The sequence below is a fragment of the Granulicella sp. WH15 genome (assembly GCF_009914315.1).
Lineage (GTDB): Bacteria > Acidobacteriota > Terriglobia > Terriglobales > Acidobacteriaceae > Edaphobacter.
Map to the genome: position 1 here is coordinate 135,235 of NZ_CP042596.1, position 15,300 is coordinate 150,534.

Here is a 15,300-nt window from a genome sequence, read left to right on the forward strand (position 1 = left end):
GCTGCACTTCGTGCGGTTCTCGGGGCGGTATGGGGAGGATGATCTTCTGAGGGCCTCCCGCTGGTCGGAAGCTAGGATTGTTCTCCGACCAGCCGCTGCAACTGCGGCAGGTGATTCAGATCATGTCCCGCAATGGTCTCGACAATCGTCTGAAACGTAATCGTCCCGCGCTCCGGGTGCGTCACCTCACGAGCAAAGTCCGCCGTGCTCAACCCACCGATGAGCTTCAGGTTCCAACCCCGTGTCATCCGAAAAAGCTCCAGCGCCGAAGCCATATCGTAGACCCCATAGTGCACCGCCCACTGCGTCTGGTCGAACGGCTGCACCACCGGCGGAGGGTCCGTCAGTGCCTGCCGCATCCTGAAGCTGAAGGCCAGCTCACAGTCCGCCAGATGCGCGACGATCTGGCGCGGGCTCCACTTGCCCGGCGCAATCGGCGCTTCTATCTGTTCAGGCGTCAGTGCGGAGACAGCGGTGTGCAGCAGCCCGGGCGTCGCCGCCAGCACAGCGCGCGCGTCCTGATCGCCCAGGCACGAGGCGTAAGGATTCGTTTCCATCCCAAGAACTTACCACGCCGCACGCCGCGTCGGCTAAGCCTGCGCCCACGGGTCATACTCCCCAATCGACCACAGGTGGCCTTCAAGGTCGCGGCACCCGAAGGCCAACCCGCCGTAGGGCATCTCGGCCAGCTCCTGCACAATCTCCGCTCCGGCGGCCTTGGCGGTCTCGTAGATAGCCCTGGCATCGCTCACTATGAGGCACGCCGACTGAGTCTCACGCCCGCCGATCTCATCCGGCTGCACCATCCGTTTGCTCCACTCGCCATCCTTCTGGACCGAGCCCAGCATCACCATGCCATTGCCGAAGGTAAGCTGAGCGTGGGCCACGGTGCCGTTGGGACCGTCGTAGACGGCCTGCGGATGAAACCCGAACGCCTTGCCCAGCCAGGCGATAGCGGCGCGGGCATCACGATAGCGCATCGCCGGAATGACGGTGGAGACGCAGGATTTAGCAACATTTTTGGTTGTATCTTCAGCCATGGCAACCTCCTACAGATGAATCTGTTGAGAGTAATGCTGCTTCTAGGGTAGGTCGGGGCTTTAGCTCCGGGAGATGCTTTCTTCCAGATAAGCAACGGCAAATGCCCTGCCGAACAGGCCCGCTACGCGCGGTGTGGGCATTTATACGCCTTTTTACTGCTTCGCATGGTCCTCCGCTGGAGGAACAAATTATGCTCGCTGCCGACCAGCGGACGCTCTCAGAAGATCATTTCCCGTCCGCCCCGAGACGGCACGAAGTACCAGGAATACACTAAATACATGCACATGGTCGCGAGCAATAACCGGGCGATGCAGCGAGTGCTCCAGGTCTCGCTGGTGGCGACGTTCTGTTACGTCGTGGCGACACTCTACTTCGGCGTGCGCGCGCACTCGCTGGCGCTCATCTCCGAGGCCGGTCATAACGTCTCCGACATGCTGGCCATCGTGCTCTCGTTTGTGGCCGTGTACTTTCAGGCCCGCCCGGCCACCGAGGAGAAGACCTTCGGCTACCAGCGCGCGGGCGTACTTGCGGCGTTCGTCAATGCGCTGACGCTCATCGTGCTCTCGGGCTGGATCGCGATCTCGGCCATTCACCGGCTGGCGGCTCCGGTCAGCGTTGAGCCGCGGCTGATGATGGAGGTCGCCGTGGCAGGCGTCCTGATGAACGGCTTCATCGCGGCCCTGCTGTGGAAGTTCTCGGGCGACGTCAACATCCGCAGCGTCTTTCTGCACATGCTGGGCGATACGCTTTCGACTGCGGCGGTCATTGCGGGTGGCGCGGGCATTCTGTTTACACACCTCTACTGGATCGACCCGGTGCTCTCGATCGTCATCGCGGGCATGATACTCTACAGCTCCTACGGCATCGTCCGCGAGACGCTGCACATTCTGCTGGAGGGCACGCCCAAAGACCTGCAGCTCAGGGAGATTCGCACGGCGATGGAGACAGTTGACGGCGTGCAGGGCGTGCATGATCTGCACGTCTGGAGCCTCGGCTCTTCGAGCTACATCCTGGCCTGCCATGTGCTCATCTGCGAGATGGAGGTCTCGGCTAGCGCTGCGTTGCTCGAGAATCTCAATGCGACACTGTGGAACCGGTTCCACATTCAGCACACGACGATCCAGTTCGAAACTCAGGGATGCGAGACCACGCATGGGTGTTCGGCTCCGCCGGAATTGGAGACGGTGGGGGCGCATGGGCATCATCATCATGGGCACGACCATAGCCACGGCCACGCACATACGCATTAGGGTGAAACCCATGTCTCAGAATCGAGACATGGGCACCCGGGTTCGTGGTTGAGGCAGGAAATACGCGCAGCGTCCAAAACCGTACGAAGTACTGCCCGCCCGGCGTAAGGGCGCTTTTGTTTTTAAAGGAGTGTCGCGTCGAGCGAGATCTCGGCGGCCTTCAGCAGGCGCGAGATGGGGCAGTTCTCCTTGGCCGTCTTGGCCACCTCGTCGAACTTCTCCTTCTCGATGCCCGAAACCGACGCCTTGCAGACCAGGTGAATCTTTGTCACCGTCGGGGCTCCGCCGGGGAACTCCAGCGTGACGACCGCCGTGGTCTCCACCGACTCCGGAACGTGGCCGGCGGTGCTCAGCTCGTTCGAGAACGCCATGGTGAAGCATCCGGCGTGCGCCGCCGCGATCAACTCCTCGGGGTTGGTGCCGACGCCGTTCTCGAACCGGGTCTTGAAGCTGTACTGGGCTTCCTTCAGGGTGCCGCTCTGGGTGGAGATGCTGCCGTTGCCCTCTTTCAGGTTGCCGTGCCAGACTGCGCTTGCGCTGCGATCCATGTGTGTCTCCTTTGAACCTAATGCTACCGGTCATAGGATGCTCGTGGAGGTACTTGGTATTTGAATTTTCCGCTACGGCAGAGATAAGCTGGGCGTATGGACAGCCCCGTGCAGGATGAAGACGCACAGCCGGTCGAGAGAGTCTGCGCGATTCCCGACGAGCATCTGTGTGTTTATTGCCCCACCTGCGGATCGCGGCTCCAGGACTCGCGGTGCAAGCTCGTCTGCCGGTTTTGCGGGTATTTTCTTAGCTGTGCGGATTTTTACTAGAAGCAAAAGCAACAGCGCCCTGACGCCGGGCGGGCGGCACTTCGTGCGGTCTTGGACGCTTCGCGTGTTGCTTGCTTCCGCTACGCACGTCTCTGCTCCGGTGTCTCCGGCCCAATCACGGAGTCCAGCCGCAGCCGCGCCAGCACCTTCCGCGTCAACCCCGTCACCGGCAGCTCCTGAATCCGAGTGATCGGGTGCCAGACGAGGTCCGCCTTCGCCGCCGGAACCGCCCGCCGCAGCGCCCCGCTCGTACTACCCGTCTGCGCATAAATACCCACGTAGTAGTTCGTGTTGGTGATGGAGTGGCGCAGCCGCAAGATCGGCTCCCGGCCCTCCACCGCGTCCAGCGGCAGCGGCGGCAGCTCCAACATCCCCGGCATCAGCGACGCGTCATCGGCGCGACGTTCCAGCAGCACCTCCGTTACCACCCGGCGCTTGCGCGTGGCCAGCAGGTAGGCAGCGGGACGGCTCCGTTGGCGCGGTCGCGGCGGCGTCAGGTGCTCGCCGCGGGTGCGGCATAGCCCATACACCGGGCAGTGCAGGCAGAGCGGTCCGCGCGGCAGGCAGATGGTCGCGCCCAGCTCCATCATGGCCTGGTTGTGGTCGCCTGCGGCGTTACCCTTCTCGTTCAGCCGCTTGGCCGGGACCAGATCCGAGGCCAGATGGTGGATAAAGTTTTTCGCCGCAGCCGAGGCGACCTCCGGCCTTCCCGTAATGCGCAGCAGTACCCGCTCGACGTTGCCGTCTACCACGGCGATGCGCTCGCCGAAGCAGATGCTGGCCACCGCGGCGGAGGTGTACACGCCGATGCCCGGCAGCGTTCGCAGCCCCACCGAGTCGGTGGGCAGCTTGGCGCTAAGCTCCTGGGTGACGAACTGGGCTGCCTTGTGCAGCATACGGGCGCGCCGGTAGTAGCCCAGGCCGGACCAGGCCGCCAGCACGTCGGCCTCGGGCGCGAGGGCCAGCGAGACCAGCGTGGGAAAGAGGCGCATGAAGCGCTCATAGTGGTCGATGACAGCGGCGACCCGGGTCTGTTGCAGCATGATCTCGGAGACCCAGACGCGGTAGGGATCGTGGGCTCCGCGCCAGGGCAGGATGCGGGCGTGCAGGCGATACCAGTCGGCAAGATGTTTGCGGAAGTTTCTTATCTGGGACGGACTAAGTCCTTCCCGATCTGCGGCTTTCATAGAGACTGATTCTAGTACGTCGTCCCGTTCCCAGGGCGACGTGGGTGGATCAACAGCATGGGGTCTTCTGTTAGTCGGCAGCGAACATATTTTCTTCCGACCAACGGGAGGACCAAGCGAAGCAGTAAAAAGGCGTGTGAACGCCCGCATCGCGCGTAGCGGGCCTGTCCGGCAGGACAAGATCTGTCCTCTCTTATAAAAAGAGTTTCTTAGCGGCTAAAGCCGTGCTCTTACCGGCCACCGCTACAGCGGCGGTAGCGGTGGCTTCTTCGGAGCGTCTACTGCGACGCCGAACGTGCGCAGATGACGTCGGTACAGCTTGCCCTTGTGGATCGCGTACAGCCAATCGTAGTGCGGCCCCGCGAATCGCAGCGAGCCCACGGCTCCATACTCCGGGCCATTCAGAATCATGGCGACGCGCCCGCTGGCCTCGGTGACCTGGACGCCCAGCGGCGTGCCGAAGTAGACCTGCCCGATCGAGTCCTCCACGACCCCGCGCACCTCGCTGGTAGTGCTGTCGTCCTTCACCTCGAGCCGGTAGAAGGGCTCGCCGTTCCTCGGCCTGCCGTCCGGGCCTAGCTGAAACGACCAGCTATAGCGCCCCTTGGCGTCGGTGACCACAAGCATCGCCTGGTCGGGCGAGAGGGTGACTCCGGCGGGGTCATCCATCGCCAGCGGCGTATAGGACGCGGCTGAAGGATGGGCCGTGTCCACATATCCGAGCCGATGCTGGGCGGGGTCGCTGAAGTAAAGGCGTCCCTTCTGCGTGATCGTCATCTCGGCCACGTCGACACCTGTGGCCACATCCTCAGCCACTGTGCTGCGATAGGCGACGATCTTCCTGCGCGCCCGCTGGTAGACGAAGATTCGGCCGTCGGCCCCTACCGTCAGCGCCGTGGGATTACCGTTGTCGTGGGCTATCTCGTGCGTAGTGCCCGTGGAGTCCAGCCGCTGGATGCTGCCGCTCTGCGCGTCGGCGACGATCACATCGCCGCTGGGATGCACGCCGATGGAGCTGACCGACGAGGTGCCTACGGGCTGCCACGGTTCATCGGGAAGAATCGTGGAGAAGATGCTGCCGCGCGAGTCCCAGCCCGGCTGGTTCAGGGCCTTGGGCGCGTGGGGCACGATGGGTTGAGGGTAGTCGCGCCACATCCAGCGCAGCGCATCGGTCAGGATCGCCGCTCCGCCCTTCATCTCATGGCCACCCTGGCCGAGCGTCAGCTTCACATCGTAGCCGCCGAACTCAAGGTCTTCGAGCATCACCTGGTTGTTGATGGGCCAACTGCCCGCGTAGAAGGTGCCGTAGGGCTCACCCGCGACGATGTGGTCGTTGGAACCGTCTTCAAGATAGACGCGTAGCGGACGCGGCTCAGTCTTGCGCACCAGCGCGGGAAGCGAGTCGGCTCCGCGCATCGCGACATAGGTTCCGATGAAGCTGATTACACGATGAAACTGGTCGGGACGGTTCCACGCGGCGATAAAGGCCGCAGCCGCGCCGGTGCTGATGCCCGCCAGAGCCCGGTCGTCGGGGGATGTCGAGAGGCGATAGTGCGTGGCTACGGCGGGGATCAGCTCCTCCAGCAAAAAGCGCGAGTAGCGGTCGCTCAGCGCGTCGTACTCGAAGGAGCGCTCGTAGCGGTTTTGCGCGGACGGCGAGATGGCGGGCAGGACGCCGGGGTCCACGAAGATGCCGATCATGGCCGGAATCGCGTGTTCGGCGATGAGCTGGTCGAGGACCTGCGCGGTGCGGATCGGCTCGCGGAGGAAGCTGGCTCCGTCCATGAATACGGTGAACGGGATGGGGTGATTCGCGTTGTACTGGGCCGGGATGTAGATCGAGTAGGCGTGGGGCGTGCCGGGGTAGAACTGGCCGGGGGGAAGGGTAGCGGCGATGACTTGCCCGTGGGGTGGGTCTTGCGCCAAAGCGGTGCGGCTAAGGAGCAGAAGCAGAAAAAAACAATGGCAAAAACGTCCTAACGCCGGACGGGCGGCACTTCGTGCGGTACTCGACGCTTCGCGTGTTTTTTTGTTTAGCACAATTGATTCTCCGGCTTGCCTCCAGCCTCCAGCGTGGCCAGGCCGTCTAATAACAGAAAGCCCATCGCGTTGCGGGCATCCGTGGTCGCGCTGCCGATGTGCGGCATCAGAATGGCGTTCGGCAGCGGGTAGTAACGCGGATCAATGTGCGGCTCGTTGGGGTAGACGTCCAATCCCGCCGCGAAGAGGTGGCCCGACTGGAGCGCCTCGATCAGTGCGTCGTCGCTCACCAGATCGCCGCGCCCGACGTTGACCACGATAGCTCCCTTGGGCAGCAGGGCGATCCGCTCGCGGTTGAGGAAGCCACCCAGCCCGGTCGTGGCCGGGGCGCAGATGAGGAAGAAGTCGCTCGCCGCCAGCAGGCTCTCGGCGGTCTCGTGGTAGGTGGCGTCCAGCTCCTGCTCTGCCGGGAGACGACGGCGGTTGTGGTAGTGGACCGCTACTCCGAAGGCCCGCAGGCGGTGGGCCACGGCCTGTCCGATTCCGCCCATGCCCAAGATGCCTGCGCGGCGGCCAGCAAGGCCGATCCCCATGAGCTGCGTGGGCGCGAAGCCCGGCCAGTTGCCCGAGCGGGCCACCATGTCGGCCTCGTGGGCGCGGCGGGCGGCGCTCAGCAGGAGCATCAGGGCGAGGTCGGCGCAGGCGTCCGAGAGCACGCCCGGAGTGTAGAGGACCGGGATGCCGAAGGCTTTAGCCGCTTCGATGTCGATGTGGTTGAAGCCGACCGAGAGAGTGAGCACCACTTTGAGGGTTCCGGCGAGGGCCTCGAAGACGCGGCGTGAGACCTGGTCGGAGCCGGAGACGAGGAGGTAGTCGAAGCCCGTGGCCATGCTGGCCAGATCGGTGTCGGAGAGCGAGGTGTAGCTTGGGTTGTGGACGACGTCGTAGTGCTCAGCCATGCGGCTCTCGACGTCGGGCGGCAGTAGCCGGGTGACAAAGATCTTCTTGCGGGCGGTTGCTGCGGTCACTTTTGGGTCACCATTTTGCGCGGGATTGAACTTGGTAAACATTGTCGCTGAGTTGGGATGAATGTGGCAGCGAGAATATTTATTTCCGACCAACGGGAGGACCAAGCGAAGCAGTAAAAAGGCGTGCAAACGCCCGCCCCGCACGTAGCGGGCCCGTCCGGCAGGACAGTCTTTGCGGATTTGGAAGAAAGCATACCTCGGGCCTAAAGCCCGGACCTGCCTCAGAAGCAACAGCAAAGACAGAAGCAGATTCCTCCGCTTCGCTCCTGAATGACAACCAAGAAAACAGCCAATGGCAACGGCAAAAACGTCCTAACGCCGGCCAGGAGACACTTCGTGCGCTCTTGGACGCTTCGCGTAAAGGCAAAGATTTCAAGGCTCCGCTTTTATCCTTTTTTCCCTTTTTATCCCCGTTTCGCCTTGCTCTTTTTCTAGCGTGACAGATGACCTAACCGGATACGCAGCCCGGCCTGCGCGTAGAAGGGCGTTCCTAGCGTCAGCGTGGGCGTGCGGCCTACCTGCGCGCGGCGGTCGGTCAGGTTCTGGGCCATCAGCTCGAGGTCCAGCCGGTGCGTCAACGTGTGGTGGGCCGAGGCGTCCAGTTGGAACGAGCTTTTGAGCGAGTAGAAGTTGCTGGAGTCGTCATAGGCTGTGCCGCTGAAGTGTGCCGCCACGGTCAGCTCGCCGAGGCGAGGGCGCGAGGCGTGCATGGCCGCGCTGGCGCTGTGGCGCGGCACCTGCGGAATCCAGTTGCCCACCAGCGAGGGCTGCGCGGAGAATTTGGTCACCGTCGCGTCTGCATACTGGTAGCCGATGGTGAACGAGACAGGGCGCGCCGGCAGCAGGTCCAGCGCCGCCTCCACGCCACGGCTGCGGATCTGGCCCAGGTTCTCGCGCTCGCTGATGGAGGACGTGGCCGTCTGCGAGAGCAGCACCGCGGAGACAGGGTGGTTGATGATCGTCCAGAAGTAGGTGAGCTGGAGCCGGGCGAGGCCGGAGGGACGGGCCAGCTTGGTGCCAATCTCCCAGCCCGTGCCCCGCTCGGAGCTGAGGGCGGCGTTGGCGAGGGTGGTGGCCTGTCCCACCTGGCCGGTGCGGTACAGCTCGTTCATCGACGGGGTGCGGAAGGCGCGAAAGCCGCTGGCGTGGATCGAGACCAGTTGGCCGAAGTTGCGGACGAGGCCAGCGCGGGGGCTGAGGACGATCTCGGTGCGGTTGGGCTGGCCGCCGATGGTGGCCGAAGCGGGTGCGTAGGTGTAGGTGCTCTGGACGATATCGAGGTTCGTGGCGCGGTCAGCGCGGAGCGAGATGGCTCCCGACCAGGGGCCTCGCTCGCCCAGCAGCTCGCCGAAGCCGCCGAAGAAACGCTGGCGGGCCGTGGTGTCCTGCAGGCCCGTGGCGACGTTCTTTGAGACGGGGTTCTCGGCGTCGTCGGCGCGGATGTCGCGCAGGTCGGCCCCGAAGACAGCGGCGACGTGGCGGAGACGCACGGTGGTGTCGGTGGTGAAGCCGATCTCCTGCGTGTGGACGCGTTGCAGGCGGGTGAGGGCCTCGGAGTTGCGGTTGGCGGCGGTGGAGGTGAAGCTCTGGCGGTAGCCCTCCTGGCTGCCGAAGACGCGGACGCGGCCCGTGGCTACGCCGTTGTCGGGCGCGTCGTACCCGCCCAGGTAACGCCAGAGGCGGGTGGCGTTGGTCTGGAGCGGGGTGCCGTTGTTGCGGGACTCGTTCAGCAGGTTTCCGGTGAGGAAGAGGCGCTTGGTGGGCAGGTCGCGGCGGCCGATCTCAGACCGGAAGGACTGGCTGAGGACGGTGGAGTTGATGTCGATGAGCCCGGCTTGCTCGGGCGCGACGCTGCGGTATCCACCGGTGCGGAGGGACTCGCCCGCGAGCAGACCGCCGATGTGGCTGCCCGCGTGGGAGCCGGTGGCCTGGAGGTTCGAGGTGTACTGCGAGCCGCCCGCGCCCATGGCCTCAAAAGAGTTGCCCGCCGAGTTGCTGGAGGGCGACTCGGGCACCACGTCGATGACGCCGCCGAGGGCGCTTGAGCCGTAGAGGTCGGAGCCGCCGCCGGTGACGATGGTGGCCGAGCGGATGGTCTGCTGCGGGTTCTCGTTCCAGTGAACCCAGCCGCCGAAGGGGTCGAGGAGGGGTGCTCCGTCTTCGAGCACCAGGGTGCGGCTGACGGCGGTGGAGCCGAGGCCGCGCAGGGAGACGCCGTCGCTGGTGGGGTTGGCCGCGCGCGAGGAGGAGCGGCGGAAGAGCTGGAATCCGGCGTGCTGCCGGAGTCCCTCGTCCAGCGTGAGCGAAGGATAGTCGCGGAGCTGCTCGGAGGTGAGGGTGTAGACGGTCTTCGCCGTGTCGCCGGGGACGTCGGAGGCGCGGTCGCTGGTGACCGTGATCTGCTCGGAGGCTCCGGCGGGGTGGAGGACGATGCGGGTGGTGGCGGTGTCGAGCGTGACGGGGAGGAAGCCGGGGGCGGAGACCTTGAGCTGGCGCACGTCGGCGCAGGGCAGGGTGAACGCGCCCTCGGGGGTTGCGGTAACGGCTACGGGGCCGCTCGGGCAGAGCGCGGTGAGGGTGGCTCCGGCGATGGCGCGGCCGGTCTCATCGGCGATCCGGCCGGAGATGGTGGTTTGGGCGAAGGCCTTCCCTGTGTGGACCAGCAGCGCGCTCAGCAGGGTGATGCAGACGACCTTCGCGCCTCGATCCATCCGTGAGCTGCCTCCGCTTAGTTGGTGTCTCCAAAGTGCTGGCTGGGGTTGATCTTGCCCTGCTGCGCGGGGTAAGGCATCCCTTTGGCCAGAACTGCTTCGAGATCCCTATCGTAACCGTAAATATCGTCGAAGAACTGGGTCTGGCCGTTCTCATCGACGTTGGCCGTGACATAGAAGATGACGATGGGCAGGGGCTTCTTCAGGTTGACCTGGTGGTTGTCCGGCCCGGTGTTCATGGCGTTCTGCACGCGCTCGAGGTCCCAGGGACCGTCCTTGTCGGACTGGCCGTCGAGCACCCAGGCACCCAGCTCATCGGGCCGCTGGACACGGACGCAGCCGTGCGAGAAGTCGCGGCGGGAGCGGGCGAAGAGCTGCGGTGCCGGGGTGGAGTGGAGGTAGACGTCGTACTCGTTAGGGAACATGAACTTGACCAGACCGAGCGAGTTGCGGGGGCCGGGCTTTTCGCGAACCATCACGCTGCCCTGCTCCACCTGGTGCGGTGTGTAGCTGGTGAGCACCTTGCCCTTGGTGTCGGTGACCTCGAAGTTCTTCGAGGCCAGGTAGCCGAGGCCGCTCTTGGCGATGTGCCCCATCAGCTCCTTGCGCACGATGGAGTTGGGCACGTTCCAGTAGGGGCGGAAGATGAGGTACTTCATCATGTGGGCGAAGACGGGCGTCTGGTGCGCGCCCATCACCTGGCCGACGACGACGTTCATCTTGAAGTCCTGCTTGTGATCGGGCGTGTAGCCGCGCAGGACAAACTCGGGCAGGTTCACCATGAGGCGCGGATTCAGGTACTCGTTGGGCAGCCAGCGCCAGCGCTCGAGCGAATCGGCGAGCTGCCGGGAGCGGGCGCGCAGGGGGACGTTGAGCGAGGCGATGGTGGCGGGGGTGAGCTTTCCGTCGGGGGAGATACCGTGGCGGCTCTGGTAGGTCTTGAGAGCCCCGGAGACGGCGTGGTCGAGCACGGTGGAGGTGTGGGGGGTGTCCTTTGCGTCTTCTGTATCGAAGGGGCCGTAGTCTTCGAGAGTGAGGCGGCTCTTGAGGGCGTCCAGCGCGGGGTAGCTCTGGCCGGGGGCGAGAGCCTTGGGGACGGTCGGCAGCGGCGGGGCCTGAGCCTCGTCCTGCTGCTTGGCCAGATCGAGGTAGTGGACGAGCGAGGTTTCGGTCTCGCGGTAGAGGTCGGAGTCGGGCTCGACCGAGGCGATCAGCTTGGGGATGTCCGTCGCATCGACGGCCTGGTCGGAGACGAACTCGGGCAGATTGTACTTCTTCTGCTGGGCATTGATGTCGAAGTTGAAGTGCGTCGGGTTGACGCGGCCGATGTGCAGGTCGGAGATGTAGCGCATCACGCTGACGGTCATGGCGGCGTCGTAGGAGACGATGTCGTCGTCATTTTTGGCGGCGAGCTTCTGGACGCGTTCGGCCCAGCGGGAGGCGTCGTAGTCTTCGGGGAAGAGGCCCTTGGTGTCGGCGGATTGGAAGGCCTGGATGAAGCCCTCGGCGGCCGGGGTGGGCTTGCCGTCGCGGCTCCAGGCGATCTCGTAGTTGCGGTCGTCGTAGAAGGTCTGGACGAGGGGCTGGTAGTCGGCGTAGTCGGGCCAGTGGAGCACCTGCATCTTCTTGGCGGCGACGAGGGGCTTCAGGTTGTCGGCGTAGGCGTCGGAGTTGGGCTGCGAGGTGGTCTTGCGGTGGCGCTTGCAGCCGATGGGCGCGAGGACCAGGGCCGTGGAGAGGAGAAGCAGCAGGGCGGAACGGGTTTTCATCTGCGGGGAGACCCTTCGTAAGGTATTGCAGCTCTTCCTGATAGGCGCTTCGTTCCGATAGGATGCAGGATTCGGGGCGGCGAGTGAGGTGGTGACCAGTTTAGCTTGTCTTTTGGGATGTATCGACGGATTTGGGGCGGAGGTGAGGGGTACGCGCAGCGTCGAGAACCGCACGAAGTGCCGCCCGCCCGGCGTTAGGGCGGTTTTGCCTTTGCCTTTGTGGCTTCGAAGCAACGGCAAAACGGCAAAAACAGAAGCAGATTCCTCCGCTTCGCTCCTGAATGACAACCAAGAAAACAGGCAACGGCAACTGCGCCCTAACGCCGGGCGGGCGGTACTTCGTACGGTTCTCGACGCTGCGCGTGTGCTAACGGGCCAGCGCGGGCAGGCTTACCAGGCAGAGGGATGCTTGCGTGATGAGCAATAGTCCTGTGACTGCGAGGAAGAGGCGGCGGTGTTTGGTCTCGAGCGCATCCGCGAAGACTCCGCCGATGAAGGTGAAGAGGAAGGGCAGCGCCCAGAGCCAGGGACGGCTGATCGTCTGGGTGGTGATGAGCGGGCTGAGGACGAGGATCATCAGCAGCGGCGCGGTGTTGCCGAAGTAGCGGCTGCGGCGGACCATGATCCAGAGGAAGAGCGCAACGGCGGCTCCGGCGGAGAGAGGCAGGTTCTCCGGGCTGGTGAGGAAGTGGCGCGCCCCCTCGAGCGAGAACCAGAACCGCGCGCCGCCGCCGGTGAAGACGTAGCTGAACGGCGCGGGACGGAAGCTGTACGAGGCAAAGACGATGGCCAGCGCGCCCAGAGCCGCGTAGACCAGGATCTGCATGACGTAGCTGCGGCGGCGCTCGGCCAGGTAGAACATGAAGAAGAAGGCGGCGCAGAAGCCGATGCCCGCGGCCAGAAGATGGGCTGCGGCGGTGAGTCCCAGCGCCACCGTCAGCAGCACAATGCGCGGCCGCCACTTGTGGCGCGGCCCCTGCATGGCGTGGGCGACGCCCATCGCCGCGTAGACCAGCCCGTACAGCCCCCACATGGCGAGGACTTCGTTGTTGGGCGTGACGGCGTTGCGCACGATGGCCGGGCAGAAGACGTAGAGGCCCAGCGCCAAGAAGCCGCCCTCGTTGCCGAAGAGGCGGCGCGAGACCCACCAGACGCCGCCGCCCAGCCAGAGCGCGAAGAAGAGGAAGGGCAGGTGCAGCAGGTACTTGACGTCGACCAGCTCGTGCCGTGCCTCCCACGTAGAGCCGTTGAGCGTGCCCGAGGTGTAGAGGCGGTTCTCCGGCTTGCGCAGCAGGTCGGTGCCGAGCAGGAAGAGGCGCTGCGTGGTGAGCGGCAGGCCCGCGACCCGGTAGGCGAAGGTGCCGTCGCCGTTCAGGTTGCCGCAGGTGGTGAAGTAACCGGCCAGCGGCGAGGGCCGCTCCCACATCTCGCGGCCGCAGCGGGCGTAGCGGTAGTCGTCGGCCGAGAGGCTCTGGCGGCTGACGACGAAGAGGCACTCGCAGAGGAATACGAGCAGGAGCAGCGCGGCAAGCTGCTGAGGACGGCCGATATGGATGCTGGGGAGCTTTCGCGACATGCGCTGAGTTCGGGTTCCGGTGAAGCGGGATCAGGATGCGGCAGCGGAGACAGCCGCCCCTCCGAGTGTATCGTGAGGGATATGGAGTCGATCTCTTTCCGCCCCGGCCGCGCCTTTCTTTCGTCCAACTCGCCCGTCGTTCCGTGGACCGTTGTCTTCGAAGATGAGGGGATTGCGGGCTACTTTTACGCCTGCGACCGCTCGCAGGAGACCCAGGAGCACGCGATTATGGACGCGATGCTGATCTACAACGTGGGCACCATGCAGAACCCCGAGAACGAGCGGCTGGCCGCGGTAGAGTGGTCCCGCAACGGGCTTGAGGCCGTGCTGTACCTGGACGGAACCGCGCAGGGCATGTTCGACTTCGCGCAGCGGCGAGGGTACTGCCGGTTGGATTTTCCGAACTTTATGCAGGAGAACGGCGATACGTGGCAGAAGGCCAGCCACGCCTGGAACGACGCGGCCTTTGCGCGGTTCGAGGCGGAGCTGTATCGGTAAAGTTGTGTGAATTTAAAGCTCGGCACCCGAGCCGAGGAAGAGCGCTTCGACCTCGAGCCAGTTCTTGACGCGGCGGAAATCCGTCACGTCGATGTTGTGGTGCGAGTGGTAGAGGATGCCCTCGCCCGTGAAACGCCGCAACTGGCGCGGGTTATCGTCGATCAGGTAGTCGGCCTTGAGGATGCTCTTGTCGCCGCAGAAGACGATGTGCGAGGCTGGGATGAAGGGGAAGTGACGGCCCAGCCACTGGTACTTGGCTGCGAACGAGGTGGGGACCTCCATGGCCGCGGTGGCGATGAAGACCTCGTACTTCTTCTGTAGCTCGCGGAGGACGCGCGGTGCGTCAGGCATGACGTCGAGGACGGCGAAGAAGTCCTCCGAGCGCAGGTAGGCCTCGAGCGCGGGGTGGTGCTCGACCTCGACCACGTCCCAGAGCCACTTGCCGCTCAGGTCGGCGACCGTGAGGTTGGCGGAGAAATCGCGGTTGTAGCGGAGGAGATGCTCGGCCACCGCGTCCGCCATCACCTCATCCATGTCGACACAGATACGTTTCACAAGCCCCTCACGATCGAGGCCGCAATGCTCTCGACCGCGACGACCTTGCGCTGCGGGGAGTCGCGCGCGGGGTCGTAGAAGAGCAGGCGGCCGCAGCTCTCGCAGGTCATCATCTCGGTGGTGTTGTCGCGGTCGCGCAGATCGTTCCAGCGCTGGGGCCGAACCATCATCCGGCAGGCGGAACACTGTTGGTTCACGGCCTCGGCGATGCCGGTTCCCTTGGCCTTGGCGATGCGGTCGTAGAGCGAGAGCGCCTCTTCGCCGATCTCGGCCCGCTGTGCGGTGCGCTTCTCTTCGACGGCGGCCAGCGCGATTTTGTCGGCGGCGATGGTCTCTGTGGCGCGCTGCTTTTCCGTGGCCAGCTTGGCCTCGGCGTCCGCAACGGCCTTGTCGGCCACGAGCTTCTGGGCGTCAAGCTCTTCGCTGCGCTCCATCGACTCCAGCTCCGCGTCTTCGAGCTTCGAGATGGCCTGCTCGGCGAAGGTGATCTCGTGCTCGAGCGCGGTGACCTGCACGGTGGTGGTGGCGTTTTCGACCTTCTGGCGGGCGCGTGCGATCTTCTGCTGCAGGTCCTTGACGTCCGACTCCTGGCGGCGGCGCAGCGCCTCTTCCTTCGCGATCAGGTCGAGCACGACGGCCCGTTGTCCCGCCGTATTTTTGGCCTGCGTCTCGAGCGTGGCCACCAGCCGGGGGAGCGCGGTCATCTCATCGCGCAGACGCTTGGCCTCGAGGTCGTAGCCCTGTAGCACCATCAGCTTCTCTAGATCAGGATGCATCTACACTCCACAACACCATCTCAGGCGAAAAAGACCGCCGGATGAGCGAGTCTAGCACCGTCAGGCCCGCTCGGCCAGTCCTGCCCCGGCGACTCCGCAGCCGGAACGCTA

At 64.7% G+C, this 15,300-nt stretch carries 13 protein-coding genes; 2 read left to right on the forward strand and 11 right to left on the reverse strand.

Annotated features, from left to right (window positions below):
* Positions 1–71 precede the first annotated feature (71 nt).
* Together FTO74_RS00580 and FTO74_RS00585 are read right to left on the reverse strand one after the other, a co-directional pair.
* Positions 72–557, reverse strand: coding sequence for a DinB family protein (locus FTO74_RS00580; protein ID WP_162536404.1), 486 nt, complete (start codon positions 555–557; stop codon positions 72–74).
* Positions 558–590: 33 nt separating this feature from the next.
* On the reverse strand, positions 591–1,040 hold the full coding sequence (locus FTO74_RS00585) for a VOC family protein (RefSeq protein WP_162536405.1): 450 nt from the start codon (positions 1,038–1,040) through the stop codon (positions 591–593).
* Between the two features lie 279 nt (positions 1,041–1,319).
* On the opposite strand from FTO74_RS00585, the gene FTO74_RS00590 reads away from it, so the two are divergent.
* Complete coding sequence (locus FTO74_RS00590) at positions 1,320–2,291, forward strand: cation diffusion facilitator family transporter (RefSeq protein ID WP_162536406.1); 972 nt, start codon at positions 1,320–1,322, stop codon at positions 2,289–2,291.
* A 122-nt stretch (positions 2,292–2,413) separates the two neighbouring features.
* On the opposite strand, the gene FTO74_RS00595 is transcribed toward FTO74_RS00590, so the two are convergent.
* The 7 genes from FTO74_RS00595 to FTO74_RS00625 form a co-directional block, all read right to left on the reverse strand.
* A complete protein-coding gene (locus FTO74_RS00595; RefSeq protein WP_162536407.1) occupies positions 2,414–2,839 on the reverse strand; it encodes an OsmC family protein in 426 nt (141 codons plus the stop codon).
* 350 nt (positions 2,840–3,189) lie between these two features.
* A complete protein-coding gene (locus tag FTO74_RS00600) occupies positions 3,190–4,296 on the reverse strand; it encodes an A/G-specific adenine glycosylase (protein ID WP_162536408.1) in 1,107 nt (368 codons plus the stop codon).
* Between the two features lie 243 nt (positions 4,297–4,539).
* A complete protein-coding gene (locus FTO74_RS00605; protein ID WP_162536409.1) occupies positions 4,540–6,222 on the reverse strand; it encodes an alpha/beta hydrolase-fold protein in 1,683 nt (560 codons plus the stop codon).
* A 107-nt stretch (positions 6,223–6,329) separates the two neighbouring features.
* Positions 6,330–7,304, reverse strand: coding sequence for a D-glycerate dehydrogenase (locus FTO74_RS00610; protein WP_255462419.1), 975 nt, complete (start codon positions 7,302–7,304; stop codon positions 6,330–6,332).
* Between the two features lie 431 nt (positions 7,305–7,735).
* A complete protein-coding gene (locus tag FTO74_RS00615) occupies positions 7,736–10,015 on the reverse strand; it encodes a TonB-dependent receptor (protein WP_162536411.1) in 2,280 nt (759 codons plus the stop codon).
* 17 nt (positions 10,016–10,032) lie between these two features.
* Positions 10,033–11,784 carry a L,D-transpeptidase family protein gene (locus tag FTO74_RS00620; RefSeq protein ID WP_162536412.1) on the reverse strand — a complete coding sequence of 584 codons (1,752 nt, stop codon included), beginning with the start codon at positions 11,782–11,784 and terminating at the stop codon, positions 10,033–10,035.
* 367 nt (positions 11,785–12,151) lie between these two features.
* Complete coding sequence (locus FTO74_RS00625) at positions 12,152–13,360, reverse strand: hypothetical protein (RefSeq protein ID WP_162536413.1); 1,209 nt, start codon at positions 13,358–13,360, stop codon at positions 12,152–12,154.
* Positions 13,361–13,441: 81 nt separating this feature from the next.
* Here FTO74_RS00625 and FTO74_RS00630 point away from each other — a divergent pair, with 81 nt between their 5' ends.
* Positions 13,442–13,858 carry a DUF2251 domain-containing protein gene (locus FTO74_RS00630; RefSeq protein WP_162536414.1) on the forward strand — a complete coding sequence of 139 codons (417 nt, stop codon included), beginning with the start codon at positions 13,442–13,444 and terminating at the stop codon, positions 13,856–13,858.
* A 12-nt stretch (positions 13,859–13,870) separates the two neighbouring features.
* Here FTO74_RS00630 and FTO74_RS00635 read toward each other — a convergent pair whose 3' ends face one another.
* Both FTO74_RS00635 and FTO74_RS00640 read right to left on the reverse strand, forming a co-directional pair.
* Positions 13,871–14,413: a 5'-3'-deoxyribonucleotidase gene (locus FTO74_RS00635; protein WP_345933853.1), complete on the reverse strand. Its 543-nt coding sequence runs from the start codon at positions 14,411–14,413 to the stop codon at positions 13,871–13,873.
* A complete protein-coding gene (locus FTO74_RS00640) occupies positions 14,410–15,189 on the reverse strand; it encodes a C4-type zinc ribbon domain-containing protein (RefSeq protein ID WP_162536415.1) in 780 nt (259 codons plus the stop codon). Before FTO74_RS00640 ends, FTO74_RS00635 begins: the two co-directional genes overlap by 4 nt.
* Positions 15,190–15,300 lie beyond the last annotated feature (111 nt).

Bases quoted from the DNA above. Each gene is read 5' to 3' on its own strand.
- FTO74_RS00590 (WP_162536406.1), top strand. From the start codon at position 1,320: ATGCACATGGTCGCGAGCAATAACCGGGCGATGCAGCGAGTGCTCCAG.
- FTO74_RS00640 (WP_162536415.1), bottom strand. From the start codon at position 15,189: ATGCATCCTGATCTAGAGAAGCTGATGGTGCTACAGGGCTACGACCTC.
- FTO74_RS00585 (WP_162536405.1), bottom strand. From the start codon at position 1,040: ATGGCTGAAGATACAACCAAAAATGTTGCTAAATCCTGCGTCTCCACC.
- FTO74_RS00615 (WP_162536411.1), bottom strand. From the start codon at position 10,015: ATGGATCGAGGCGCGAAGGTCGTCTGCATCACCCTGCTGAGCGCGCTG.
- FTO74_RS00580 (WP_162536404.1), bottom strand. From the start codon at position 557: ATGGAAACGAATCCTTACGCCTCGTGCCTGGGCGATCAGGACGCGCGC.
- FTO74_RS00600 (WP_162536408.1), bottom strand. From the start codon at position 4,296: ATGAAAGCCGCAGATCGGGAAGGACTTAGTCCGTCCCAGATAAGAAAC.
- FTO74_RS00625 (WP_162536413.1), bottom strand. From the start codon at position 13,360: ATGTCGCGAAAGCTCCCCAGCATCCATATCGGCCGTCCTCAGCAGCTT.
- FTO74_RS00595 (WP_162536407.1), bottom strand. From the start codon at position 2,839: ATGGATCGCAGCGCAAGCGCAGTCTGGCACGGCAACCTGAAAGAGGGC.
- FTO74_RS00630 (WP_162536414.1), top strand. From the start codon at position 13,442: ATGGAGTCGATCTCTTTCCGCCCCGGCCGCGCCTTTCTTTCGTCCAAC.
- FTO74_RS00620 (WP_162536412.1), bottom strand. From the start codon at position 11,784: ATGAAAACCCGTTCCGCCCTGCTGCTTCTCCTCTCCACGGCCCTGGTC.